The organism is Prolixibacter bellariivorans ATCC BAA-1284 (assembly GCF_000621705.1).
Classification (GTDB): Bacteria; Bacteroidota; Bacteroidia; order Bacteroidales; family Prolixibacteraceae; genus Prolixibacter; species Prolixibacter bellariivorans.
This window is the reverse complement of sequence record NZ_JHXO01000010.1, coordinates 212,772-238,220: the sequence shown is the minus strand read 5'-3', so window position 1 is coordinate 238,220 and position 25,449 is coordinate 212,772. Positions and strand designations below refer to the sequence as shown.

The window sequence follows — 25,449 nt, the reverse complement described above, 5'->3', positions numbered from 1 at the left end:
GGAAGTGCGAAGATATAAAACCTTCCTTCACAGGACAACTCGAAACGTAATGCTTAAGTTATATGGTACAATGCTTTTTTTGCTCAATCTAATTTAACAAAAATAGAAGTTGCAGCCGGATATGTATCAAATATTTACAATTTTTAAGAAAATCGTTTTAGTAATATCGGTTTGGGTTGGTGAAACAAAATGAGTTACCTTTGATGCTCTTAAATTCAAAAACTGTAGATGTGAGATTGAAGGGATATATTTTTGTCGGACTAAGTGCCCTTTTGATGGCCTCCTGCTCCGTTTCCAAAAACTTCACCGCGTTGACCAGCAGCGCCGAATCGTATTACAGCAAAGGTGAATATGCAAAAGCTACTGCTGCGTGGCAACAGATTATTGCTGACTACGGGAAGGTTGGCTCCGTGTTTACCGCGGATAATTATCTAAAAGCAGCCAAAGCCGCTGTTAAATCTGGCAATGATAAGCTGGCATTCCAATGGTACGATACGGCAAGGCTGAAAGGACAAAGCTCGCCTGATTTGTGGCTATATCTGGCTCACCATTATCACAAAATCGATAACCTGTCGAAAGAGCTGGATGCACTCGGGTATTATTTCTCGTTTGATGTAAAAGGTACAGACGCGCTGAAGGCACGGGAACGTTACTTTGAGGCACTTGTGGAAAGTGAGAACTACGAGCAGGCTTTCAAAGAGTGGCCGTTGATCGAAAATGATGTGAAAAGCAACAAAGATTACGTGGAGATGTACTTTGAGGTATGTCAGTCGTTAAACCGCGAGCCGGAATTAAATAAGGCACAGGAGATGTTGCTGAAACTCGATCCGACCAATGAAGATGCGTTGTTCAGAAAAGCAAGGACACTATATGATGCGGTGGAAAAGCGTTACAAAAATGAAATGGATGCTTACGAGAAAAATCATACCCGCAGTCAATACAGTAAATTGCTGAAAGCGCTGAAAGGAATTTCAGCTGATTATCGCACCGCCCGCAATTATTTTGAAAAGCTGTATACTGCTCATCCTTCAAAAAAATATGCAACTTACCTGGCCAATATTTATGCACGGTTAGATAACAAGTCAAAATCAGACTACTGGCGGCATAAATCGGAATAAACTTCGTTGAAAAATAAAGAATGAACCTTTTCCCGGGAACAGTTTTACTGCCTGCCGGGAAAAGGTTTTTTTATTTCATGGAAAGACTGTAGCGGTTAATTAGTTCATTCAACCGGTCATCCAGTTCTTTGCTTAGATCATCCTGTTTGTATTGTTTGGCAATGTGCACACAGTTGGACAGAATGGCCAGTTGGCGTTGCCTTTCCCGGTCAAGTCCATCGGAAAGATAACTTGGCAGGTTGACGTAATAGTTCAGGCGTTCGAGTGTCAGATGCGCCAGTTTACTGATGATGGCATTCGCTTTTGCCGGAGCATTTGCTTCGTAGTAGGTCTCAGCTAGGTCAAAATCTTCGTAACCGTACGGAATATTCCGGTTGGGGAAAGTGGCCACGCACCGGTTAAGTACATTAATAGCCGAATCTCGTTTCCCTTCGGCCAGTAATGCCTGAGCCAGCCTGTTAAAAGTAGGTTTGGCATCGATAATTTTCACCTCCTTCACGTTGTTGTCATCCACCCAGATCGTTGTGTCACTGATGTTTCCCCAGGTGAATTTCCCCATCAGGTTATGATATAAGATACGGCTGTTGACACGACCAAGAGAAATTCCGTCAGAAGGTGTTTTGATGGGTACCAGCCGGTAAGCCAGCCCTTCCAGTTGCAGATAATCCTGAAGTCCCAACCGAAGCGACTGTACTGCACTGAGATCGAAATAAATTGGTCGGCTCCAGTTGTCGGTGGCAATCATATCCAGAACAGCAAAGTCGCTTTTGGATAAACTGCTGGCCCCAATGTGAAAGGTAACCGTATCGGCAATATCAGCAGCATCTTCCGGAGCTACTGTACCATTCTTAAGTACCTTTTGCTTATTAATAGGCATATAAAGGACATTCGCCGGAAGGAAATCGATATTGTCCCCATTCTGCATGGGAATCTTCGAACGCGGGTCATCGCTGGCAACAATGTCAACAGCATCTTTCAGCGGGATGGCTTTTTTAAATTTAGGAATTACCGGAATATAATCCCTTTTGCCCATGCGATAAGTGTCATCTTTTAACGAGATGGGGAGTGGGGCAGAATCGTAAGCCTTCGATTTCATTTCGGTTATGTACCAGTCCATTCCCAACAGACTCAGGTTACAAATCCTCACATCGGGACGGACACCTTCTACATCCTGCACATACCATAACGGGAACGTATCGTTGTCGCCATAGGTAAATAAGATGGCGTTCGGGGCACATGATTCGAGGTAGTTGCGGGCGTAATCACGCGCCATATATCGGTTGGAACGGTCGTGGTCGTTGTAGTTCTGAGCAATCAGAATCACGGGCACAACCATGGCCACAGCTGTTACCATCCAGGGTAACGCTTTCTTCATCCGAATATGTTTTGACAGTAGCTCATACAAACCAAGTACACCCATCCCTATCCAAATCGCGAAAGCGTAAAACGAGCCCACGTAGGCGTAGTCTCGCTCACGTGGCTGGAACGGTGTCTGATTGAGGTAAACCACAATGGCCAGTCCGGTAAATATGAACAGCAGGAAGACAACCCACCAGTCTTGTCGGCCACGCTTCCCTCGGGAATACTGGAAGAAAAAACCGAGTAATCCGAGCAAGAGCGGTAGAAAGTAATACCGGTTTCGGGCCTTATTATTTTTTAAGTCGGATGGAAGGTCTTCCTGTGGCCCCAGACGCATATCATCCAGGAAATTGATACCACTGATCCAGTTGCCATGAACAACCCCTCCATAGCCTTGAATATCGTTTTGACGGCCTACAAAATTCCACATGAAGTAACGGAAGTACATGAAGCCTGTCTGATAACTGAAAAAGAAGCGCAGGTTGTCACCGAAAGAAGGCTTTTTGCGCATTTGTGTTTGTCCGTCATTGTTAACAGGCAACGGTGTTCCATTGGTTCCTCCCCATGTTTTATAAGCCTGAACGTGACTGGGGACATTGCTGTACATGCGCGGAAAGACAGTCTTAAAACGGCTGTCATATTCGTAGGCAGGGAAAGGGATTACATCTTTGTATTTACCATTTTCTTGTATGGTTTCGGTCTTGCCTTCCCGTTCGTCGATTACCGGAGCATTGTAATAGCGGCCATAGACCAAAGGTGTTTCTCCGTATTGTGTCCGGTTCAGGTAACTTTCCAGTGAAAATACGTTATCCGGATTATTCTCGTCCATCGGTGGGTTGGCGCCAGAACGAATGATAATCAGTGAGTATGATGAGTAGCCAACGATGAGCATGAGTACGCTCAATAAAATAGTATTGGCCAGAAACTTCTTTTCCCGGTAGGTATAAAAAATGCCATATGCCAGACCGGTAATGATTATTGCAACGAAAATCAACAACCCTGAATTGTAGGGCAAATTCATTCCGTTAACAGCTACAATTTCGAACCAACCGGCAATTTTCGGTACCCCGGGAATAATTCCCCACATAATGGTTCCGAGAATAGCCATTGCCGCCAATAGCGTAATGACGAATCCTTTCCGGGAAGTTTCGTATTTTTTGAAGTAGAAGATGAAAACCATTGCCGGAATTGCCAGCAGGTTCAGCAAATGCACACCAATGGACAGTCCCATCAGGTAGGCAATTAGCACAATCCAACGGTTGGCACGCGGCTTTTCCGCTTCTTCCTCCCACCTGAGGATGGCCCAGAAAACGACGGCTGTAAAAAAGGAGGAAAAGGCATAAACCTCGGCTTCGACCGCCGAAAACCAAAATGTATCGGTGAATGCGTACGCCAGCGCACCAACAAGACCAGAGCCGAGCACTAAAATCTGTTCATTGCTTTTCAGCTCCTTCGGGTTGGGCATCAGCATACGTGCCAAATGGGTAATGGTCCAAAAGAGGAACATGATGGTGGCCCCGCTGATGAGCCCGGAAAAACTGTTGACAACATGAGCCACTTTGGCCGGGTCGGATGTCAATAAAGAAAAAATACGCGCCACCATCAGGTAAAGTGGTGCTCCCGGCGGGTGGCCGATTTGCAATTTATACGAGGCGGCCAAAAATTCGCCGCAATCCCAAAAACTAACGGTAGGCTCTAATGTGAGAAGGTATACTGTGGCAGACAAACCAAATATAATCCAGCCCAGTACAACGTTTTTCTTATGAAAATCGGACATGTTATCTATTTGCTTTGCAGCAAATATAAGCTTTTCGAGAGCAAAAATTTAAAAGAAAAGATTTGCAGAAAGAAAAATCTTTATAATTTTGCACCCGTCCTAACAGATAGGACATTGAATGATTGACCCGTGGTGTAATTGGCAACACGTCTGATTTTGGTTCAGAAGAGTCCAGGTTCGAGCCCTGGCGGGTCAACAATTTTATTGCCCTGTGGTGTAATTGGCAACACGTCTGATTCTGGTTCAGAAGAGTTCAGGTTCGAGACCTGACGGGGCAACATGCAAGGGATGCTTTTAGGCAGGCCCTTTTTTTATGCCCTGACGTGTGGGGTATGTGTTTTACTGCTTACCCCGAAATTCCGTTAACTGCTTCTTTAACCGGTCAATTTCATCCACCAATGTTCCCTTTTCCTGTTCCAGTTCGTTGCAATAATCCATCAGGCGTTGGTATTGCTGCCTTGCTTTAATTACCGTATTCATTTCGGTCGATGACATCCGGATATGTTCATTTTTGCGAATAAATTGAGCGAATGCTTCAGTAAGACAATTTCCATCGGCAATCACCTGCCTGTTCTGCGATAAAAAATCAGGTTGTCCTTCTCGACGTTTTCGTTGGTGAAGATGTAGTCTCAAATTCTTATCGCGGAGGGGAAAATCCTCAAGGACGATGACTGGCGAAAAATCTGCAGAAGTGCGAAGAATGTGGTCTGTATCATTTAACTTTTCATACAGGTGAACCTGAACAGTTCCATTAACCACATCAATTTTTTGAATGGTAAAATGCTCGATGATTTCAACCGGGAATACCAGCCGGAGTAACTGATGTAGATGATCATTTTCGTTGAGCATGCTGTGTCGGTTTGGTTACGCAGCATAAGTTACCTGTTTTTGGGAATTGTTTCCATACCCAAAGACCAAATCCTTACTTCAACCAGTTGCAGGAATGAATAAAAACGGGGAATTTACATATAGGCGTACCGGGTAACCGTGGATTCCGGTTTACCCGAAAGCAGGCTGTTTTGGTGTTCAACCAAACGCAACTCTCCATCGGAGTTGTAGTGAAAGAACTCCTGTTTGTATACGGCACCGGTATGATCGAAATACTTCATCACCGACTTGCGTTTGTTGCTACCGTATTCATATTCAATCCACGACATGATGTACTCCGACGGGGTAAAGCGGGTTACATTATCGAGGTTACCATCTTTTTTGTATTCGTAGGCATCGTAATAAAGCACTTCGCCTGCCCGGTAAAATACCTTTCGTTCCAGCTGGTTTCGTCCATAAATGTATTTCACATCCAGCGAACGTTCTCCACCCGGAAGAACAATGTATTCAGCCTGAAGCTTGTTGTCGGCATATTCAAATTCGCGGGTTGAGACTAGTTGTATGCCGGAAGGATTGATGGTATCGTGTTGATATTTGAGTGCTTTTAACTTTCGTCCTTCACCATCATTCTGGAAAACGGTTTCTCTGGCCAGCATGCCGGTTTTTGCATCGTAGTACAATTTCTTATTCAGGTATCCCTGTTTGTCGTATTCGTAGCCAATTACTTTGTTAGGAAGAAGGGCATCCATGTTGGGATATAGCTCCTCTGATACAATGAGTGAAGTGTTGGTGGGGGAAGTTGACAGCAGGTCATTTTCATTCATGGTACAACTTCCCATCATCAACAGAAGAATGACGCCGGGAAGCAGCGATATATATGCAAGTATTTTTTTCATTCGAATAGCACACCTATTTCTTTTAGACGAAACTGTTTACCCAAAGGTTTACAAATCTTCCGAAGATATCCGAAAGTTTTGGTTCAAATGCCTTGTGGTTAGGCAGATAGAACGTCAAAATTTACAGATGCCGTTGAGGCTAACTGCTTGATTTATGTTATGATTAGTTTTGTTCTTAAAAAAAATCTGGCGCAAAGTAAATGGATAATTTGGAATATTAGGTATTGAAACGAATAAAGTTTGCTTAGAATAACCTTTTGATCAGATAGATGAGGTAAATTCTTCAAGCGAAATGTTAACGAACCATGGCATTGAAAGAATCCCAGAAAGTCTTGTTATAGGGTTTGTCAACAAAATATTCCCGTTCGGAAAGCATCTTCGGATGAGCCGTTTCGATAACCGATGGAAGTAAATATGTTTGATAAACAATGGTTTCCTTATTCCCTGTTTTGGGATTTAACCAGACATTCTGGCGGGTCGCCTTGGTGAATCCCAGGGTGAACTTATTCTTGTTCTTCCGATAGGTGGTAGTGAAATTGTAATGAATTTCAACTGGTTTTAAATTAGCGCTTCCGGTTGCGGCAAAAGAGCGTCCCTGGCGGCTGTAGTTGGAAGCTGTTACCCAGGTTTCATTTTTCACTACAGCGTAATTCGACTTGCTGATGTATATTTTTCCATTGTAAGCCGTTGCATAAAAATCGCCGGTATGACTGATATCCGGATGATTCAGGGTATAATTAATCACCCAAATGGAATCGCCGTTAAACTCTGTCATCTGGTCCAGTGTCAGATCGTAATCGCGGAGGAAGTTTTCATTCAGAACTCCCGAACTGTTTCTGACGATATCGTAACTCAGCAATTCGTCCATCTGCGTCATGCCGTCTGCTAGTGAGGAAACGGGAGAATTGGTCCGCACTTCCATGAACCGATAGTTGATATCCTTTTGCTCTTGAGCTGGTGTTTCATTGACATAACCTGTTTTGTCCGAAATTTCAACCGCAGCTTCGCGATGATGAATCAGATTCCCGTTTTCGGTAATGTCGTTCCGGTAATAGGCCTGCGAACTTAATGGGCCCTGCAAATAATTTTCTTTAATTTTTTTTGATGCTTCGCGAAGAATCCGGTAGAGGACGAGCGACTGAGCACTGATGTCGACATCTTCGATTTTGTATGACTGCGGTTCCATCCGCAGAATAATTGAATTACCTGAATTAATCGCGGTAATCGCTTTTTTTACTGTTTGGTAACCCACTGCCGATGTATACAGGTATCCATTTTTCTCCGATGCAGGGACTTTAAATTCGAATTGTCCCGAGGCGTTACTGGCTGAGCCCAGAAATGTACCCTCAATTCCAATGTTTGCATATTGTACAGGTTTGCCGGTTGCATTGTCAATCACGATACCCTTGATGGTGTTCGTGTTGGTATCCTGGGCAAATAAAACTCCCGGAAGGAAAAAGGCAATGATGAGGGCGGCTATTTTGTAATTCATACTGTCGGTGTTTTCTAAAATTCTGCTGGTGTAAAATTCTCTTCTTTCTTCTGTCGATGCTTGTCAGCGTAAATATTTCCAGGTTAAGATGATTCCGGCTGGTTGCATCACATCTCGTAAAGATAAACATTTCGGTATGCTTCCGGTTTAATTTTGAAAACGAAGGCATATTTAATTTCCTATATTTGTTAAGTCAAAAATAAAAATCAGGAACCTGAGACCAGCCTGTCTGGGATAACGGGGTCGCTGTTTTTATCAACGAAAAAAACAATCATAAGCATATGAAATACCGCCAACTTCTTCCCCTTTTCAGCCTGATTGCTGTTTTGCTGCTGGGCCAATCGTGTGTATCGAAAAAGAAGTACCTCGAAATGGAGCAGGGAAAAATCAGGGCGTCACGCCGGGTGGTTGCTTTAACTACCACTGTTGATTCGCTCAATCATTTGACCACAAACATCCGTTCCGAGTTTAATAAAATGCAGAACGAGTTGCGGCAGAGCAATGCCGTGAAAGATACCTACATCGATTCGCTGAATTTGAAGATTAATAACTTATCGTCGAATGTGGCCAAGACCAATGCCGACATGTCGGATAAGATTTACGCTTTCGAGACCGAAAAACGGCAGTTGAAAGCGGCCATTGAGCAACGTGACCAACAGATTAACGATTTGAATAGTCAAATCAAGGCTGGAGAATCAAAAATTAAAGAGTTGAATAAGGAGTTGGGCGATCTGCGGTTTGATATCAGTAAGCAGAAAGACGCTACACAGGCGAAGGTGAACCGGATAGAGGTTATCCAGAATCAGTTGAATGAAACCAAAGCTGAATTGAAAAAAGCTCAGTCGGAGATGGCTTCAATGCAAAGCGAGATGGATAAGAAAGATGCTGAGCTAAAGAAATTGCACAACAATGTGAAGTTGCTGAAAAGCGAACTGACGAAATAATGTTCCCGGTTAACCGGAAAAACAGAAGCCCCTTTTATCGAGGGGCTTTTTTGTTATCCGATTTGTGGCAGACTGATGCCGGTAATTTTCCGATACAGATCGAGGGCAAACGGGTCGGTCATCCCGGAAACGAAATCGACTATCGACTGGATCTTCCCGTAAGTCGATTGCTCATCGTTGCGATATTGTTCGGGAATGATTGACAGTAACTTCTTCGATAGCGGATTTGCTTCGTTCATGATGGCTTGTGTAAACTCTTCCATCAATGTCCCCAGTATTTTATAGCCAGCAATTTCAATCTGAACGACTGAACGCTCACTGTAAATCCGGCTCACCGATACCTTTTTGATATGGTTCATCGCTTCCGCGGAAGAACCGGCCAGGCGTTTGAAAAGGGAACCTTCGAAACTTCCGGCAAGAATAGTGTCATGGTTTTCCATGAAAATGGTCGCACACTCGCGCACCAATCTTCCGATGACCGTCGCCCGGAGGTAGGCAATTCGTTCGTTGCGGTCGGTTACGGTTTTGAAGTTTCGCTGAATGGATTCCCGCATCTTTGTGTCTTCTTCAGAGGCGAAGAATGCCATCAGCAACGCTTCCGTTTCCTCGTAGGTCAGAATCTTCAGTTTGTGTGCATCTTCCACATCCATTATCTGGTAGCAGATATCATCAGCCGCTTCCACAAGGTAAACCAGTGGATGGCGGGCAAATTTTCCCGGCTCATTCATATTTTCGGGCAATCCCAAATCTGTGATGATGCGATGAAAAGTTTCCTTTTCGCTCTGGAAGTAACCGAATTTCTGTTTTCCACCAGCCATATACGACGGGAACGGATACTTGATAATGGATGCCAGCGTGGTATAGGTGAGCGCAAAACCTCCGGCACGCCTACCTTTAAACTGATGACTCAGAATCCGAAAAGCATTGGCGTTTCCTTCGAAAAGAGTCAGGTCAGCCCACTCCTCGGCGGCCATCTCTTCACGGTAGTTTTTGCCTTGTCCGTTTGTAAAATAGCTGGCAATGGCCGATTCGCCCGAATGGCCGAAAGGCGGATTGCCTAAATCGTGTGCCAGGCAAGCCGATGAAACGATGGAGCCAATTTCGGGCAGCAGTTCCTTGTGTTCGATATCCGGACGTTTTTCAAGGTCGGTGGCGACCATGTTTCCGAGCGATCGCCCTACGCTGGCTACTTCGAGCGAATGCGTCAAACGGTTGTGTACAAAGATGCTTCCCGGTAGGGGAAAAACCTGTGTTTTATCCTGAAGACGGCGAAAAGGAGAGGAGAAGATAATGCGGTCGTAGTCGCGCTGAAATTGCGAACGGGCATCGTGAATCTCGTTGGTGTGTCTTTCCTCAAGTCCCAGCCGTTTGGCCGAAAGTAACTGGTCCCACTGCATCATTTTGCTGGCTGTTAAAATTAAGACGTTAAAGTTCTCTGTTTTTTTGAAAAACCCCCAATCAATTGGTGAAAAATCGGGGATGGTACTTTTTTAGCTCCTTCTCCATCATTTTCGCTTTCGGAAAAAAGCGTTGCATGGCTGCTTTAAATTCCTGTCCGTGATTGGGAATTACAGTATGCAGCAGTTCATGGACAATCACAAAATCGATAAACGGATCGGGCAGGCGCATCAGGTGCAGGTTCAGGTTGATATTTCCAAGGCTTGAGCAGCTTCCCCAGTTGCTTTTGTTGTTTTTAATGAAAACCTGTTTGTACCGGAAATTTAGTTGTTCGGCCAGTTCCCTGGTGCGCTTCGGCAGATATTGTTTGGCCTCTTTGCGGAGTTGCTCGGTCAGAACTTTAATAATCGTCTGTTGCAGTGCCGGCTTCTTAGGCGACCGGTTTTCGGGAAGCTCCAGAATACAACGTTTTTCAGGGAAAGAGATAATTAACTGGTTATCGGTTCTTTTCGACACGGCCAATTCGTAAGTTTTGTATCGGGTTTGGAACAATACGCCGGGTTGAAACGAATTTTGTCGTGGAGGATGATTTTGGTAATGAGCCAGGGTATCCAGAATCCACTCTTTCCGATTCATCACGAAGGAAATCCCTGATTCGTAAGTAGTATACCAGGGCATACTGACCCGCACTTCACCGGAAGGTTTAACGGTAATGCGCAGTTGCTTTGAGCGTTTATTCTTGACCAGTTTTACCTGTCCGATTCCTTCGACCGAAATCCACTTCTCTTTCATACCTGTACTTCCTAATCCTTAACTTTTTTCGGGGCGTGACGGCGCTTAAAGCTCTTTCGGATCCATCCGGGCAGAATCACTGCACCGATGAAAAGATACGGATAGTAGCTCACAAACCGCCAGACGATGGCCATCAGGCTGGCGAAACCTTTAGGAATGAATACATCCATGTATTGGAGGAAAACCACTTCGGAGAATCCGGTTCCACCGGGAGTCGGCATGACCATCATCATAATCCACATGATGAGCTGGCGGGCAAAAATGTGAATTTGTTGGCCTATGGAAACAATATCCTGGTTCAACTGTCCTTTGAGACCGAAGAATAGGGCCAGAATCAGAAAGTTGGCCACCCAGTAACGGGATGTCCAGGAGAAAAATGTTGCTGTAAAACTTTTTAACCAAAAGGAAAAGGGCTTCGCTGTCAACTCTTTTGAAGCCATCGCAATTTCATCTCCTGCATCCAGTGCGTCGTGCTGCCAACGTTTGAGAAATGGCAGGCGGAATACAACTGCAATAAGTTTTTTGATGGCCTTTGGATTGATGAACAATCCGTAACTGACCAATGAAATGATGATCAGTTTTACTCCATAACCGGCAATGGCAAACCAAAAGAACTGGTTGTGAAAAATAGATCCCGGATCTCCGGGAGTTACTTCAAACAGTTGTTGCCATCCACCCAACCAGATAACAAGAGGAAACATCAGGATGAAATAGAGCTCATCGAGGAAAAAGGTGGCCAGTACAATAGCCGATCCTTTCCCAATCGAAAGCCCTTCTTTATATAAAAATAGTAACGCAACCGATGTTCCGCCAATGGCCGAAGGGGTTACCGCGGATGCAAATTCCCATAGAAAAGTAATACGGATGGATTGAAGAAGAGAGAGTTGCTTGTCGGAAAGAATACGCAGGCGAATAATGTAACCGATATCCCGCATCAAGACCATAGCCAGAACGGCAAGCAGCCAACCGACCATCTGACGATTGAAATGTAGATCGGATAATGAGGGGGGTGTTTCTTCCACAGCTACGATGTAAATCCCCACAGCCACACTAATAATGAGCGGGATGATAACTCTCGATGGATGAACCTCTTTTAGTATTTTATGCTGGTCTTTTCTCATGAAATGTTAGGTGAGGCTTTAGTTTAGGAAAGGGTAAAATGTTAAATAAAATATAGGTATGAAGTAGGTTTTTACTAACAAAAACTCTAAATTATTGTTTAGGAATACAGGATTATATTTTATAACCTGCAAAAACCTTCTAAATATGGGCAAAAATAAGAAAATTGAAGTTTTCGGAACGTTGTCGAAGAGTGAAACTTTATTTACCATCTCCGACAAAACGATTCCAGGAACGCTGGTTTTTGAGTCATTCCAACCTTTTCCCGGCTATTACAACGAAGTTCCAAACGAATCCAAACCGGTGTATCTCTACATCGGATTGGATAAAGATTACGATGTGTTTGAGGTCTCGAGAGCATTTCAACATATTAAGAAGACGAAGGGATGGAATTTTGAAGCTGCTTGTGCATCCGTAAAAATTTATGCCAAAACGTTTCATACCTTGCGTTTACGTCACCTCGACAGCTACGACGACATTAGACCGATCCAGGAAGCATTTGCCGAACTGGGAATTAAACCGAAAACGATTTCCGGTAAATGGAAACAGGAAGAGGGCGTTATTACCCTGAAGAAAACATTCTGTATCCAGAAAGTAGCGAAAGGAATATTTATGGATTGTTCGGAAGATTACCATGCCTATTTCCTGCTACCAAAATATATGACACCGGAAGAGTTTAAAGATTATAACCAACAGGTAATCTATAACTGGTACGACAGCAAGTTCGATGCAGCCAAGGGATCTTTTTACCATAAATTCAAGCTGCGTGAGATGGTGCGAATTTATTCAAAGAAACTGGACTTAAACTACCTGGAGGATCTTCAGAAGTTATATTTATCGAAGATCAAATAGGTAGCGAGTTGGGGGAAAACAAAAAGCCTGGCTCGCTGAACCAGGCTTTTTTTAGGGTGGAGACGGCGGGGCTCGAACCCGCGACCTCTTGACTGCCAGTCAAACGCTCTAGCCAACTGAGCTACGCCCCCGTTTGTCGCGGAGCAAAAATACAATTTTTTTAAAAGAAACAAATATTATGAGGTAAAATTGGAACTTTTTCATGTTTCTTTCGAAAAAAGAAATAGAACGAAGTGTTTACAGAGAATAGGGAGGAGTTTGAAACATTTCAAAATAGGCATTAAAAAACTTTGAATTGAAGATTATTTTTTATCTTTAAACCCTCGAAAAAAAGAAGAAAAATTTAACTCGGAAATAACTTAAAACTATGGAACCGAAGAAATCACCCAAAGCGGATCTTGAGAACAAGAGGGGTATCTTCGTTCAACTTGGGCTGGTAGTTTCACTGGGTTTGGTACTCTTGGCTTTCAATTGGAACAGCCAGATTAAGGAGGCCGATAACCTGGGACAAGTACAGGCACAGGATGTAGAAGACGAGATGATCCCAATCACGCGGCCGGAAGAAGTAAAACCGCCGCCACCACCTCCACCACCACAGGTTGTAGAGGTACTTAACATTGTGGATAACAATACGGATATTGACGACGAGCTGCAGATCGAAGATACTGAGGCCGATGACAATACCGTGGTTAATGTAGCTCCGATTGTACAGCAGAAAGAAGAGCAGACCGAAGAACAACCGGTATTCTTCATTGTAGAAGATATGCCTGAGTTCCCGGGTGGCGATTTGGCACTGCGTAAGTACATTGCCAATTCCATTAAATATCCGGTTATTGCACAGGAGAATGGTATTCAAGGTAAAGTGTATGTGAATTTCGTTGTTAACACCGACGGTTCTGTAACCAATGCAAAAATTGCACGTGGTGTCGACCCGTCACTTGACAAAGAAGCATTGCGCGTGATTAACTCGCTTCCGAAATGGAAGCCGGGTAAACAACGTGGTAAGCCGGTTCGCGTATCATTTACTGTACCGATTAACTTTGTATTGCAGTAAAGAATTTGCAAACGAAATAAAAAAATCCCGGCAGTTGTGCCGGGTTTTTTTTTGCTCGAAATATGTACTTTTGCATCATGGCAGAACCCTATATTACAGCACAGGAGAAAGAGAAGGCTGTGCTCGTCGGCCTGATTCACTCAAAACAGGATGAACGGCAGGCGAAAGAATATCTTGATGAACTGGATTTTCTGGCTGATACAGCCGGAGCGGAGGTTTTGGGAAAGTTTTTTCAGCGGTTGGAAGTGCCTAATCCTGCCACGTTTGTGGGGCCCGGCAAGTTGCAGGAGATCATCGATTTTGTGAAAGTGCATGAGATCGATGTGGTCATTTTTGATGACGAGCTGTCGCCAACCCAGCTACGAAATATTGAACGGGCGTTGAATCTGAAAATTCTGGATCGGACCAATTTGATTTTGGACATTTTTGCCCGAAGAGCTCAGACTGCGCACGCTAAAACACAGGTGGAGTTGGCACAATATCAGTACATGTTACCCCGGTTAACCCGGATGTGGACGCACCTGGAACGGCAGCGGGGAGGTATCGGATTACGCGGTCCGGGGGAAACGCAGATTGAAACAGACCGCCGTATTATTCTGGATAAAATTGCCCGGCTGAAAGCTCAGCTGGAACGAATCGATAAGCAAAAAGCTACCCAGCGAAAAAATCGTGGTAAGATGGTTCGGGTGGCGCTGGTCGGATACACCAACGTAGGAAAGTCGACCATCATGAATATGTTGAGCAAATCGGATGTATTTGCTGAAAATAAGCTTTTTGCGACGCTCGATACGACCGTACGTAAGGTGGTTGTGGGAAATCTTCCATTTTTGCTTGCCGATACGGTTGGTTTTATTCGAAAGTTGCCGCACAACCTGGTCGAATCGTTTAAATCAACACTGGACGAGACCCGGGAAGCAGATATTCTTTTGCATGTAGTCGACATTTCGCATCCTGGCTTTGAAGAACAAATCGAAGTAGTGGATGAGACACTGGCGGAGATTGGTGCTGCCGATAAGACCAAATTTTATGTCTTCAACAAAATCGATGCATTTTCCTATGTCGAAAAAGAAGAAGATGATTTGAGTCCGGTTACCCGTGAAAACTTGACATTGGAGGATTGGCAGCATTCGTGGATGGCGAAGGATCAGGGGCCATCGATCTTTATTTCAGCTAAAGAGCGAGAAAATGTGGAGGAATTTAAGAAACTGATTTACGATGAGGTGAAGAAGATTCACGTGACCCGCTTCCCGTACAATGATTTTCTTTACGATTACTACCCGGAAGAGGTGTAAGCAGCTGAAATAACAATAAAAAAGGAGGATAAATCTGCCCCGTTTATTGAGGAAAGTTATCCTCCTTTGCTAACTAAAACCAGGCATATTGCCATGATTCCCTATGAAATAAGTCAATAAGAACGCAAGGCCATTTTGCCAACTTGCTATATAAACTATTTGAACTGAACCGCTTTTGAGGTAGCTCCCTCTGTCGTTTTTACCGCATCTTTCAATCCGGGAACGGATGTGTTAACGACAGAAATACCTTTCGTGTCACCGGATGCTTCGATGAAAACCTTTGCTGATTTCGGCATATAACCGTTGTCAATAGTGACGTCTCTTCCATCAGAGATTCTGTAAACCGGTCCTTGCTGAATATCTGTTTTCACATTTTTCAATGTAATTCGGTCTACATTAGTCATATCTGCACCTTTCTTAGCTTTAATCCAGACGTTATCCATATAGATATCCTGAATAGGAGAGTCGGGGAGTGCTGACATATAAATGGATTGTCCAGCTCCGAGACAATAGACATTGGAAATGTGATAATTCCGGAAAACGGGAATGTCGTGCGGAGCCAGTTTGTTGCTGGTATCACGTTTTGTTCCGGCTGGCACATTTTGGTAAAATGTATCAAACGAAATAGCTGCACCTTTAATTCCGGTCATGTAAATATCTTTGATGAAAATATTCTCCACAATTCCGCCTTTTCCGGCAGTGCTTTTCATACGGATGCCGATGTCTGTTCCGACAAAATTGCAATCGTTGACAAACACATTACGAACGTTTCCATTGGTGTTACTACCTACCACAAATCCGCCGTGGGCATGATAAACGTTACATCCGGCAATCAAGACATTTTCGACGTTGTAGGTTCCCGATTCCGGTCCGTCACCACTTGATTTCATGCAAATTCCGTCGTCGCCGACATTAATATTGCATTGATAAACAACAACATTTTTACATGCGCTGATATCAACTCCATCGCCGTTTTGCGACCACCAGTCATTATATACGTTGGCATGCCGGATGGTAACGTTTTGGCAATTATTCGGGTAAACCACAAATTTTGGTGAGTTTCGAAGGGTAATATTCTCAATGAGCAGATTTTCGCAATCGACCAGGTAAACCATGTACGGACGCATATAGTCGCGTGCCGGGATATAATCGATTGGTCCGGGCTTGTCCACCTTCTTTTTCATGCTCTTGAGGTAGTCTTTCCCTTCGATGGCTTCTTTGCTTGGCCACCAAAGTTTTCCATCTTTACTTACAACGCCGCCTGATTTCACCAGATCTTTCCACTGGTCATCTGTCATTTTAGCCTTCTTTACCGGACGCCAGGTTTCTCCGGCTCCATCAATGATTCCTTTCCCGGTAATGGCAATATTTTTTACTTTATAACCATAAATGGGCGAAGCGGTGACATACCGGCTACTGCTGGCTGAGGCTTTCACCATCGGATACTGTGTATGATCCGATGTAAACTGAACCAGGGCTCCGCGTTCCACATGCAGGTTCACATTACTTTTCATCTGGATAGGGCCGGTAATCCAAAGTCCCGGAGGAACAACTACTTTTCCACCACCAGCTTCGTTACATGCGTTAATGGCAGCAGCGAAAGCCTGAGTGTTCATTGTTTGTCCGTCACCAACAGCGCCATATTCTGTTACATTAAATACTTTGTCCTGGAATTCCGGAACCTTCACTTTAGGCATGATAAAGGGTGCTTTTTTCATGTAATAGTCCAACGACCGTTCCTGGGCCTGACTCGTAACATGAAGGAGCATTGAACCGATTACCAAAGCCATTATTTTGGTAATGATGTTCCTGTGATTTTTTCTCATTGTTTTGATATTTTTAGGTTAATACTTTTTCATCTTGTTTCGTTAAGAGGAGATGTCGCATTTATTGCTACGTCTATTGTTTTGTCTCTCCCAGCAAATATTCTACCAGATTATGGGATGCCTTCATATTCTCGAACGATTTGGGCAGCCGGCTGTTCCCGATGTATTCGTTATATAACCAGGGATCGCCAATAGCCAGCACTTTTCCTTTTCCAAAATTAGTTTCGGCCATCAGAATATCTTTTCCATCGGTTAAAACCACATGAGCAAATTGACTGACATAAATGCCGGCCACCTCTTTCATATAAATTTTCTTCAACCCCTTGAACAACGGGTGGTCCGGCAGATTGGTTTCTGCTCCCATTTCCCATTGATGATTGACGACCGGGTTCAATGTTTCCGGAATAAAGTGAATACCAAATGTACCGGCCAGCTGATTCAAATGAGTGAATTCGCAGTTAGGGCCGTCATTTGCTAAAAGCAGTAGGACTCCACCATTTTTCACCCAGTTTTTAATCGATTCGATGTCTTCTTTCGAGATATAATTCGGATGCGGATTTTCCGATGTCGTATCCGGATCGACGATGATGTACACATCCAGGTAACCCAGAGCCTCAGGGGTTGGTGCCTGAGCGACGGTTCGCAGCTCAGCTTCTTTGGCTTTGAAAATATCGCCTAATTGAGAAAATCCGCTGTTCAACGTATCGTTCCAGGTGTAATGGTAAATTTGTCCTGCTTTGTTGTGTTCACGGTTGAACCAATTGTCGAGTCCGACTACTGGACGCTGTGCTACCACATGCTTTGACAATTTCAATGGAAGTTTTTTTAACGTCCGTGTTGCCAGCGAAGCCACTGCTTGAGCACCTTTTACTTTCAGGTGAGTATCGTCGTGCCTTCCTTCAGGATAACGTTTCGTCGGAGGCGTCCAAAGATAAAACTCCTTGGCTTTCTCGGGACCCATTGTCTGAATCACCTTCCGCGTGAGCTTCTCCATGTCTATTATCGGAACGTTCAGCTTTTTGGCTACCTGCCGCATTGCAACCGGGTAGTCTTTGTGCGTATCGAGTAACGTTCCTTTTACATCGAACTTTCGGCGAACGATGGGAGTGAGCAGAACCGGAATAGCTCCTTTTCCCCGGCTTTCGTTAACGAATTTCTTCAGATTGTCGGAGTAGCTGCCAAACGGCACGGTATAACGGGTGCTGTCCTTTATCTTTTCATCGTTGTGCCCAAACTGGATGAAGACGTAATCACCCGGTCTCAGACTGTCGAGGACAACCTGCCATCGGCCTTCGTCGATGAAACTTTTGGTGCTTCGTCCGTTCCTTGCATGGTTATGGATTGTCACCCCGTCGTCGAAAAACTGGTGTAAAACTTGTCCCCATCCGGTTTCCGGAAACATTTTCGCTTTCTTGTTGGCCATCGTCGAATCGCCGATGGTCCAAAGCTGAATCGTATCCTTTCGGGCCGAATTGCCCATCCAAATCAGGGAGATTAATATGGCTATGATTTTAATGTTCATAACATTCGGATTTTTTCGGTGCTACTGTTTACTCAGCGATTTTCACTTTGGCTGCATCCACATTTTTACCAAGAACATATAAATTACTTGCCGTGGTTCCGGTAGCCAACTGAATGTCCGTTTTTCCTGTTCTTTTACCGTCGACAGTAATCAGTGGTTTATCAGACGAAGACAGCTGCAGAGCGGAGATGGAAACATTTTTCGAGTTATAGAATGATGCTGCCGGGAATTGGGTTGTTTTCAACTTCAGGTTCTTAATGGTAACACTGTCGGCATCCATACAGAATAAGCCATGTTCAGCCTCCATGGTCAGGTTTTCCATCGTCACATTCTGTAATTCCATTTCGGGCAAGCCTTGCAGGTAGATAGCCTGTTTTGCACCTCTGCAGTTGATATTTTTGATGCTGATGTCCTTGAATTGAGGAGTTTCGACGGTAACCTTCGGAACAACTTCATCGACTTTGTTCTTGTCTTTTTTGTTCTTCATTATCTCGGAAACCGATAAGCCGGAGTAGTACAGATTAAATGAAATGGCATTGCTCGGGATATTGATCATGTTAATGTTAGAGATGTAGATTTTTTCCACCACGCCACCACGTCCGCGGTTACTTTTGAAGCGCAGTCCGGCGTCGGTACCAATGAAGGTACAATCGGAAACATGCATATTTTTCACGCCACCCGACATTTCGCTACCCACAGTAACGCCTCCGTGCCCGTGGAATACGGTACAGTTTTTCACAATCAGATTCTCGGTAGGCATGTTACGTTTACGGCCGTCCTCATCTTTTCCCGATTTGATGCAAATAGCGTCGTCGCCTACATCAAAAGTACAATTATATACTGCGCTGTTTTTGCACGATTCAATATCTATACCGTCGCCGTTTTGCGAATACCAGGGATTCCGGACATCTACATTTCGAACGGTCAGATTTTCGCACATCAGTGGGTGGAGGCACCAGGCAGGTGAGTTTTGGAATACTGGTCCGTCGAGCAAAACGTTTTTACAGCTGACCAGACTAACCATCACCGGGCGCAAGAAGTCCCGGATGGATTCGAACTGCGCCATGGTTGTGAAGTTTCTGGGAACGTTCATATCGCTCAGCTCAGCTCCTTTTTCAAAGCTTTTCGATGGATACCAGGTTTGCCCGTCTTTGCTGACAATACCACCCGAAGCGACCAGCTTTTTCCATTGAGAGCTAGTTAGCTTGCTTTTTTTCACTTGCCGCCACGCATCGCCGGAGCCATCAAAAACACCTTCGCCTGTGAAGGCAATGTTTTCCAGGTCTTTCCCATAGATGGGGGACAAACATCTGACGGTGTTGAGGCCTTCGAAACTGGTTTTGATGAGCGGATACAGGTCTTTAATATCGCTGAAAATCACCAGCGCGCCAGCATTTGCGTGAATATTGATATTGCTTTTCAGCCGAATGGGGCCTGTGAACCAGATTCCTTCCGGAATAATCACGGTACCGCCGCCGTTTTTAGCCACATCGTTAATCGCATCGGTGAAAGCCTTGGTATTTAATTTCTGCCCGTCACCAACAGCTCCGAAGTCGGTTATCGAAACCTTATAATCGGGGAATGTTGGTACCGTAACATGCGGCATCTGGAATTCCAGCCCATCATAAATATTATCTGACTCCACCTTAGGTGCTGGTTTTTCGCTACAGGCAAAAAGTCCTGCCAAAACCAGGATTAAACTCGCTCTCAAAAAACCAGCAATCATTCGCTTCTTCATCGTTTTTATCTTAGTTCAGTTTGTTACTATTAATTTGTTTCAGGCCTTCAAATACCATTCGGGCCACTTCCTTTGCGCCTGCCGGCTGGAAATGGGTATTGTCGTGTTGTCCGTCAGGATAGGCTTCATAAACTCCGGCCGGGAGATTCATGAAATAGTTTACCGTCACATAATCTTTACCCTTCCGGGAAAAGAAATCCATCGAACGTTGATTCAGGTCGATCAAGTCAACATGAAGTTCTTTTGCCACTTGTTTCATCGCATCCGGATAACCACCATGTACATTTTCCAGATGTCCGTCTACCCACGGATAATTCCGGGCCACCGGAGTAGTCAGAATCGGTGTTCCTCCCTTTTCGCGGGTTTGATTGACGAAGAGGCGCAGGAATTCGGCATACCCCTGAAGGTTGACATATCGTGCGGGTTTGCTTTCAGCGGCGTCGTTATGTCCGAACTGCATTAGAACCAAATCGCCCGGTTGAATTTGATTATAGACTTCGCGCCAGCGTCCTTCCTGAAAGAAAGTTCGGGTGCTTCTTCCTCCTTTAGCCCTGTCGTCAACCACAACGCTGTCGGCGTTTACTAAGTGGTCAATCATTTTCAGGTTGTCCTTTGTCAGGAAAGGTTGAAAGACCTGTCCCCAGCCGGTAATCGGAAACCGATTAACCTGATAATCTTTTTCCAGTGCGTAGTTGGCCACAGTGGAATCACCAATGATCCAAACCTTGCCAACTTTTTCCTCGTTCTTTTTTCCGGAACACGCGTTTGTTGCCGGGAGAAGTACAAGGAGCAGCAAAAGGATTTCAAATTTCAGTTTTCTTTTTCCTGACATATTATTTTTCAATTCGGAACCAGTCGATATCGGCGTTGCCGGCATCGTTTATTTTCCTGTTACGTAAGGCGAAAAGGCCTACTTTGGCCCCAATCCATCGGCCTGGAACGGCATGGAATTTTCCCCCGGCATCGATAAATTTCTTACCATCGGCACTAAAGCTGAAGCTACAAACAGCCCCGTCGAGAACTGTTAGCCTGAAGTAGACCGTTTGGCTGGTAGATTTTTGTTGAAGGATTTCCTTTTCGGGATTCCCTTTCCGCGCATTGTGGCAGGAGACCGTTTTCACCATCAGTTGCTTGTTTTCCTGCTCAGGTTTGATGTACTGGTAATCTTCCCCCATCACTATCAATCCAACTTCTTCACCATCGAATCGGTTGTCATCGTTCCAGAGAGGTGACGGGTCAATCAGTCCTTTTCCCGCCTTGATCAGCAGCGGACCCGACCAGGGACCTTTCGGATTTTTGGCTTTGATCATATAAATCCCGTAGTCCGGGTCGGGGTAAAAGATGTAGTATTCGTCATCGTGGTAACGGATGCAGGGAGCCCACACGCCATTGCCATGTTGCGGTTTATCGCAGACGTCGAAAGGTGGTTGCTTTTGCAGCGCGTAGCCAATCAAATACCAGTTGACCAAATCCTTTGATTGGAGAATGGGCAGACCGGGAATGCAATTGAACGAGGAAGCGGTCATGTAGAAATCGGTTCCAACGCGAATCGCATCCAGGTCGGAATAATCGGCGTGCAACACCGGATTTTTATAAGTGCCGTCACCATTATCGGCTACCCACACTTTCGATACATAAAGACTGTCGCTCTTTTGTTGAGCCATGGAATGACTGATGTGGCTGGCTATGAGTAACAACCCCAGGAGATATATTTTATTTCTTTTTTTCATGGTTGACGTCTGGTTCGTAGTCTGGTATCATTTTAACTTCCACCTGTTTAATCCGAGGATATTTTCCACGGTATATTTCTGCGCCTGTTCATTGGTTAACTGATGCGACCACGAAACGCGTTGCGTTGTATCGGCCCCTGCGCCGGTGTTGTGATACTCGGCGTAGAAAGCCGTTTTGTAACGGTCGGTGTCGTGCCAGTTGCTCCAGCCTTCGGGGCGAATGAAGCCGCCCAGTTGGCAATTCATGAAAACGACGTTGGCATAAGCCCGCCAGGGACGGGCCAGAAAAACCTGTCCGATACTGGGAGCTGCTTCGATTTTACAGTTCATAAAAACGTAGCCGAATGGCTGCCCTTGCGGAGTCCGGGCCGCAGTAATGAATGATTGCTTTTTACACAGGATATCGCATTCTTGAAATACGGCTGTGGAAGAACCGAAGATGAAATCGGTGGTTCCTTCGATATGACAGTGTTTGAAATACTGACGGGCATTGTCGCCTGCTGCGTATAGTGTATCCTGGTTGCCGACAATCCGGCAGTTTTTAAACATACACTGGTCACCTTCCACATCGAGTGCTACAGCTTGCCCACGCAAACCTTCGGAATTCTCGATAGTGAGATTTTCCATCAGGATGTGGTTACCCATAATTTTCAGGGTGTAGGACGTGAATGTGTTGATATCGCCTTTCCCGGAATAGTCATCCCAGGTAATGATGGTATTTTTAGCGTCTTCACCGATAAAGTGAATATTTTGCTTGTCTGCAGGAACAACGACTTTCTCCTTATAAACTCCGGATTTGATATAGATAACCGTTGTTTCTTTCGAAGAAGAAGGCACTGCGTTTATGGCTGCTTGAACCGTTGCATAGTCGCCCGAGCCGTCAGCCGCCACAATAATCCGGTTGTCTTTTTCTTTGGAACACGACCAGATAATTGTGCCAAGTAACAAAAAGATGATTCCGAATAGTTGTAATTTTTTATTCATGGTTATCCAATATTTTTTATTTCTATCGATGTTTTTCCTTGAATGGTTGCCCCGGGGTCCATCCCCGGAAAATATTTTCCAGCGTATATTTTTGCCTTTTTTTTGCCGTTAGCTGATGCGACCACGATACACGCATGTTGAGAGTTGCACCTGCTCCGGTGTTTTTATATTCCACGTAAGTGACCGTTTTTTCCGCCTCTTTTTTATTCCAGTTGAACCAGCCATCGGGTTTGATAACATCACTTAGTTTGCATTCGATGAAAGCGGTTTTGGCATAAGGCCTCCAGGGACGCCCGAGATAGACGGAGTGAGGCGGAGCACTTCCAGAAATATCGCAGTGCAGGAATACAAAACCAAACGGAGTGTCTTTCATGGTACTGGCTGCCGTTATGTAACCCGAGCTTTTGCAAAAGATGTGGCAGTGGTCGAATACAGCGGTCGACCAGCCAAAAATGAAATCTACGGTACCCTCGATGTAGCAGTCTTTGTAATATTGGCGACTGTTTTCCCCGTAAGGGTAAAGTGTATCTTGAAATCCGAGAAAGCGGCAATTCTCGAAAAAGACGCGGTCGCCCACAATGCGGACAGCAACTGCTTGTCCCACCGGGCCAGCCGTATTCCGGAAGGTGATATTCTTTGCGGTAAAATCGTTTCCGAAAATGTAGAATCCGGATGAACCGGTGGTTCCCATTTCCTCACCGAAACGGTTTTTCTTCGATGCATAATCGTCGTACGTGATGACGGTACTGTCTGCGCTTTCGCCGATAAACGTCACCTTGTTTTTGGACGCCGGAAGAACCAGTTTTTCCTTGTAAACTCCGTTCTTAATAAAGATGGTGGTCGATTGTTTGCGAAAATCGGGCACTGCATTGATAGCCGCCTGCACCGTGGTGAAATCGCCGTCTCCGTCTTTCGAAACCACAAAATCATAGCTGTTTTTGGGCATGGCGAATGACCATTGACAAACAACGCTGAAGAAAATGAGTATGAGAAGGCTTTTTCGATTCATATGCTACGTTTTGCTTTCAGTAATTCAATATTTTTCGTGAATAAGCACGATTTTGATCATTCCAAACCCGCACGATATAGACCCCTTTTTTCAGGGCTGGCAACTGAATGCTCTGTGTTTGTTGAGCGGTATTGAATGTTTTGATTAGTGTTCCCGTGACTGAATACAGTTCTATTTTGACAATCGTACGGGTGTGCCGGATATCCAGCTTTTTCGTCCGTTGGTTATAAACTACCTTCAGCGGGTCGATATTTTTTTTTAGCTCTCCGACAGCGGTTGCCACACTTCCTTCATTTTGCATGATATCGGCCACGAGGCTGTTGAGGTAAACTTCTACATTAGGATATGCTCCATCGACGGTTGTTTCCTGCGCGTCATTGGGATTGTTGGGATCGAGGTTGTTGGCTTTTTCCCACTCGTCGGGCATACCATCCTCGTCAGAATCGGCCGGCGCAGTGGTTGATTTTAATTCGGGCCATCCACCAACAGCGGTTTGTGTGTCAATTGTTCCTCCCGTGCTTCCGTTACCTCCATCGTTGTAGCTGGCAGTTCCGGTTTGCGTGTCGTGAACAATGCGTTTGTCGACGGTGTCGCGGACCAGTGAAGCTCCGGCGTAACTCAAAACATCCTGATAAGCCTCCTGTGCGCTGGTTGTTTTGACCGGTTCGACAGAAAACTCGTTGTTTTCTTTCAGATCACTGACGGTAACGTTGGGAGCATAGGTAGCAAATGATGAATGGAGTGAAACGCCTGCCCAATTATTATTGGTAACGTTCGAGCTGTTTTCTATATAGTTACCGGCGATATAAAGATGACCATACGTACCTGCCGGTTGCTGGTTGGAGCCATCGTCGGCATAAGGTTGCAGTATCCTGAACCGAATGGACGAAGAAGTAGCGGGTCCAGATTTATAATAGTTGTTCACCATGTTGTAACTGCCACCTTCGCCCGCGTAAGCACTGTTATGTCCCCAGTTGTAAATAACGTTGTTGCGGTAGTCAACCAGTTCCTCATCGGGTTGATTGGTGTACCGGCTTCCGCAGAAACGGGGATTGCGGCTGTCGTGATCGGCCAGCAGGTTGTGATGAAAGGTGGCTTTCTCTCCACCCCAGATACCTCCATAGCCGTGGGAGCCTTTTTCGTGAATGGAGTTACGAAGGCTCTCGGAAATAATGCACCACTGAAGGGTGAAATTTTGGTTATCGTAAAACGAAACACACTCGTCAGTAGACCAGCTTGCCGAGCAATGGTCGATGATAATATTTTTGTGATTGCGACCGCCCAGGGCGTCGTCTTGCTGCTTGGCAGCATCGCCCATGCGGAAACGAATGAAACGGATAATGACATTGTCTGCTTCAACGATTACGGGATAATCGCGCAGACAAATCCCATCACCCGGTGCCGTTTGTCCTGCGATGGTTACATCGGGTTTGGTAATCTTCAGGTCAGATTTCAATTGGATGGTACCTGAGATTTTGAATTCGATAATTCTGGAGCCCGATTGGTACAATGCATAGCGGAGTGTTCCGGGCGCATAATCGTCACTAAGGCTGGTAACACAAATAACCTGACCACCTCGTCCACCGGTGGTGTATTTCCCATAGCCTTCAGCTCCTGGGAATGCGGGCAGATCATTGCTTTGGGCAAATGCTGATACCGTAAGTAACGATATCAGTATGCATATCAAGATTGATTGAATCAGTAGTTTCATCTGTTTCA

Annotated in this window: 20 protein-coding genes and 3 tRNA genes; 7 read left to right on the top strand and 16 right to left on the bottom strand. The window is 45.0% G+C overall.

The features are described from left to right. The first annotated feature begins 230 nt into the window (after nt 1-230). On the top strand, nt 231-1,118 hold the full coding sequence (locus tag T426_RS0114385; protein ID WP_148303789.1) for a tetratricopeptide repeat protein: 888 nt from the start codon (nt 231-233) through the stop codon (nt 1,116-1,118). A 70-nt stretch (nt 1,119-1,188) separates the two neighbouring features. Here the strand turns inward: T426_RS0114385 and T426_RS23805 are convergent, their stop codons facing one another. Next, the gene (locus T426_RS23805; RefSeq protein ID WP_036985458.1) at nt 1,189-4,254 is read right to left on the bottom strand and encodes a protein O-mannosyl-transferase family; all 3,066 of its coding nucleotides are present in this window, start codon (nt 4,252-4,254) and stop codon (nt 1,189-1,191) included. A gap of 123 nt (nt 4,255-4,377) precedes the next feature. On the opposite strand from T426_RS23805, the gene T426_RS0114375 reads away from it, so the two are divergent. Beyond that, nucleotides 4,378-4,450: transfer RNA gene (locus T426_RS0114375), tRNA-Gln, on the top strand. Between the two features lie 9 nt (nt 4,451-4,459). Continuing rightward, nucleotides 4,460-4,532 (top strand) — tRNA-Gln (locus tag T426_RS0114370). 61 nt (nt 4,533-4,593) lie between these two features. Here the strand turns inward: T426_RS0114370 and T426_RS0114365 are convergent. The 3 genes from T426_RS0114365 to T426_RS0114355 all read right to left on the bottom strand — a co-directional run bounded on the left by T426_RS0114365 (nt 4,594) and on the right by T426_RS0114355 (nt 7,470). Continuing rightward, nucleotides 4,594-5,103 carry an ISAon1 family transposase N-terminal region protein gene (locus tag T426_RS0114365; protein ID WP_025865129.1) on the bottom strand — a complete coding sequence of 170 codons (510 nt, stop codon included), beginning with the start codon at nt 5,101-5,103 and terminating at the stop codon, nt 4,594-4,596. A gap of 113 nt (nt 5,104-5,216) precedes the next feature. Further along, nucleotides 5,217-5,978, bottom strand: coding sequence for a hypothetical protein (locus T426_RS0114360; RefSeq protein ID WP_025865130.1), 762 nt, complete (start codon nt 5,976-5,978; stop codon nt 5,217-5,219). 295 nt (nt 5,979-6,273) lie between these two features. Next, nucleotides 6,274-7,470 carry a carboxypeptidase-like regulatory domain-containing protein gene (locus tag T426_RS0114355; protein WP_027585891.1) on the bottom strand — a complete coding sequence of 399 codons (1,197 nt, stop codon included), beginning with the start codon at nt 7,468-7,470 and terminating at the stop codon, nt 6,274-6,276. A 281-nt stretch (nt 7,471-7,751) separates the two neighbouring features. Here T426_RS0114355 and T426_RS0114350 point away from each other — a divergent pair, with 281 nt between their 5' ends. Continuing rightward, nucleotides 7,752-8,414, top strand: a complete 663-nt coding sequence (locus T426_RS0114350; RefSeq protein WP_025865133.1) for a hypothetical protein — start codon at nt 7,752-7,754, stop codon at nt 8,412-8,414. A 53-nt stretch (nt 8,415-8,467) separates the two neighbouring features. On the opposite strand, the gene T426_RS0114345 is transcribed toward T426_RS0114350, so the two are convergent. The 3 genes from T426_RS0114345 to T426_RS0114335 are packed head-to-tail and all read right to left on the bottom strand — an operon-like array spanning nt 8,468 to nt 11,725. Further along, the gene (locus T426_RS0114345) at nt 8,468-9,814 is read right to left on the bottom strand and encodes a deoxyguanosinetriphosphate triphosphohydrolase (protein WP_025865134.1); all 1,347 of its coding nucleotides are present in this window, start codon (nt 9,812-9,814) and stop codon (nt 8,468-8,470) included. A gap of 58 nt (nt 9,815-9,872) precedes the next feature. Next, on the bottom strand, nt 9,873-10,604 hold the full coding sequence (locus tag T426_RS25220) for a M48 family metallopeptidase (protein ID WP_051568999.1): 732 nt from the start codon (nt 10,602-10,604) through the stop codon (nt 9,873-9,875). An 11-nt stretch (nt 10,605-10,615) separates the two neighbouring features. After that, nucleotides 10,616-11,725, bottom strand: coding sequence for a lysylphosphatidylglycerol synthase transmembrane domain-containing protein (locus tag T426_RS0114335; RefSeq protein WP_025865135.1), 1,110 nt, complete (start codon nt 11,723-11,725; stop codon nt 10,616-10,618). A 145-nt stretch (nt 11,726-11,870) separates the two neighbouring features. On the opposite strand from T426_RS0114335, the gene T426_RS0114330 reads away from it, so the two are divergent. Continuing rightward, nucleotides 11,871-12,575 carry a hypothetical protein gene (locus T426_RS0114330; protein WP_025865136.1) on the top strand — a complete coding sequence of 235 codons (705 nt, stop codon included), beginning with the start codon at nt 11,871-11,873 and terminating at the stop codon, nt 12,573-12,575. Nucleotides 12,576-12,632: 57 nt separating this feature from the next. Here the strand turns inward: T426_RS0114330 and T426_RS0114325 are convergent. After that, a tRNA-Ala gene (locus T426_RS0114325) sits at nt 12,633-12,706 on the bottom strand. A 236-nt stretch (nt 12,707-12,942) separates the two neighbouring features. On the opposite strand from T426_RS0114325, the gene T426_RS0114320 reads away from it, so the two are divergent. Then, nucleotides 12,943-13,629, top strand: coding sequence for an energy transducer TonB (locus T426_RS0114320; RefSeq protein ID WP_025865137.1), 687 nt, complete (start codon nt 12,943-12,945; stop codon nt 13,627-13,629). 77 nt (nt 13,630-13,706) lie between these two features. Continuing rightward, the gene (gene hflX, locus T426_RS0114315) at nt 13,707-14,921 is read left to right on the top strand and encodes a GTPase HflX (RefSeq protein ID WP_025865138.1); all 1,215 of its coding nucleotides are present in this window, start codon (nt 13,707-13,709) and stop codon (nt 14,919-14,921) included. A gap of 155 nt (nt 14,922-15,076) precedes the next feature. On the opposite strand, the gene T426_RS0114310 is transcribed toward hflX, so the two are convergent. The 8 genes from T426_RS0114310 to T426_RS23785 all read right to left on the bottom strand — a co-directional run bounded on the left by T426_RS0114310 (nt 15,077) and on the right by T426_RS23785 (nt 25,441). Continuing rightward, nucleotides 15,077-16,747 (bottom strand): glycoside hydrolase family 28 protein, encoded by a 1,671-nt coding sequence (locus T426_RS0114310; protein ID WP_051568998.1) that lies wholly within the window; start codon nt 16,745-16,747, stop codon nt 15,077-15,079. A 73-nt stretch (nt 16,748-16,820) separates the two neighbouring features. Beyond that, nucleotides 16,821-18,269, bottom strand: a complete 1,449-nt coding sequence (locus tag T426_RS25575; protein WP_025865139.1) for a GDSL-type esterase/lipase family protein — start codon at nt 18,267-18,269, stop codon at nt 16,821-16,823. A gap of 28 nt (nt 18,270-18,297) precedes the next feature. After that, nucleotides 18,298-20,007, bottom strand: coding sequence for a glycoside hydrolase family 28 protein (locus tag T426_RS23790; protein WP_081782483.1), 1,710 nt, complete (start codon nt 20,005-20,007; stop codon nt 18,298-18,300). A gap of 10 nt (nt 20,008-20,017) precedes the next feature. After that, on the bottom strand, nt 20,018-20,839 hold the full coding sequence (locus tag T426_RS0114295; protein ID WP_027585889.1) for a rhamnogalacturonan acetylesterase: 822 nt from the start codon (nt 20,837-20,839) through the stop codon (nt 20,018-20,020). A 1-nt stretch (nt 20,840) separates the two neighbouring features. After that, entirely contained in the window at nt 20,841-21,737 is an 897-nt protein-coding gene (locus tag T426_RS0114290) for a family 43 glycosylhydrolase (RefSeq protein ID WP_027585888.1), read from the bottom strand. Between the two features lie 27 nt (nt 21,738-21,764). Next, on the bottom strand, nt 21,765-22,721 hold the full coding sequence (locus tag T426_RS0114285) for a pectinesterase family protein (protein WP_036984706.1): 957 nt from the start codon (nt 22,719-22,721) through the stop codon (nt 21,765-21,767). 22 nt (nt 22,722-22,743) lie between these two features. After that, the gene (locus tag T426_RS0114280; protein ID WP_027585886.1) at nt 22,744-23,730 is read right to left on the bottom strand and encodes a pectinesterase family protein; all 987 of its coding nucleotides are present in this window, start codon (nt 23,728-23,730) and stop codon (nt 22,744-22,746) included. Between the two features lie 16 nt (nt 23,731-23,746). Beyond that, on the bottom strand, nt 23,747-25,441 hold the full coding sequence (locus T426_RS23785) for a T9SS type A sorting domain-containing protein (protein WP_169737688.1): 1,695 nt from the start codon (nt 25,439-25,441) through the stop codon (nt 23,747-23,749). Between the last annotated feature and the right edge of the window lie 8 nt (nt 25,442-25,449).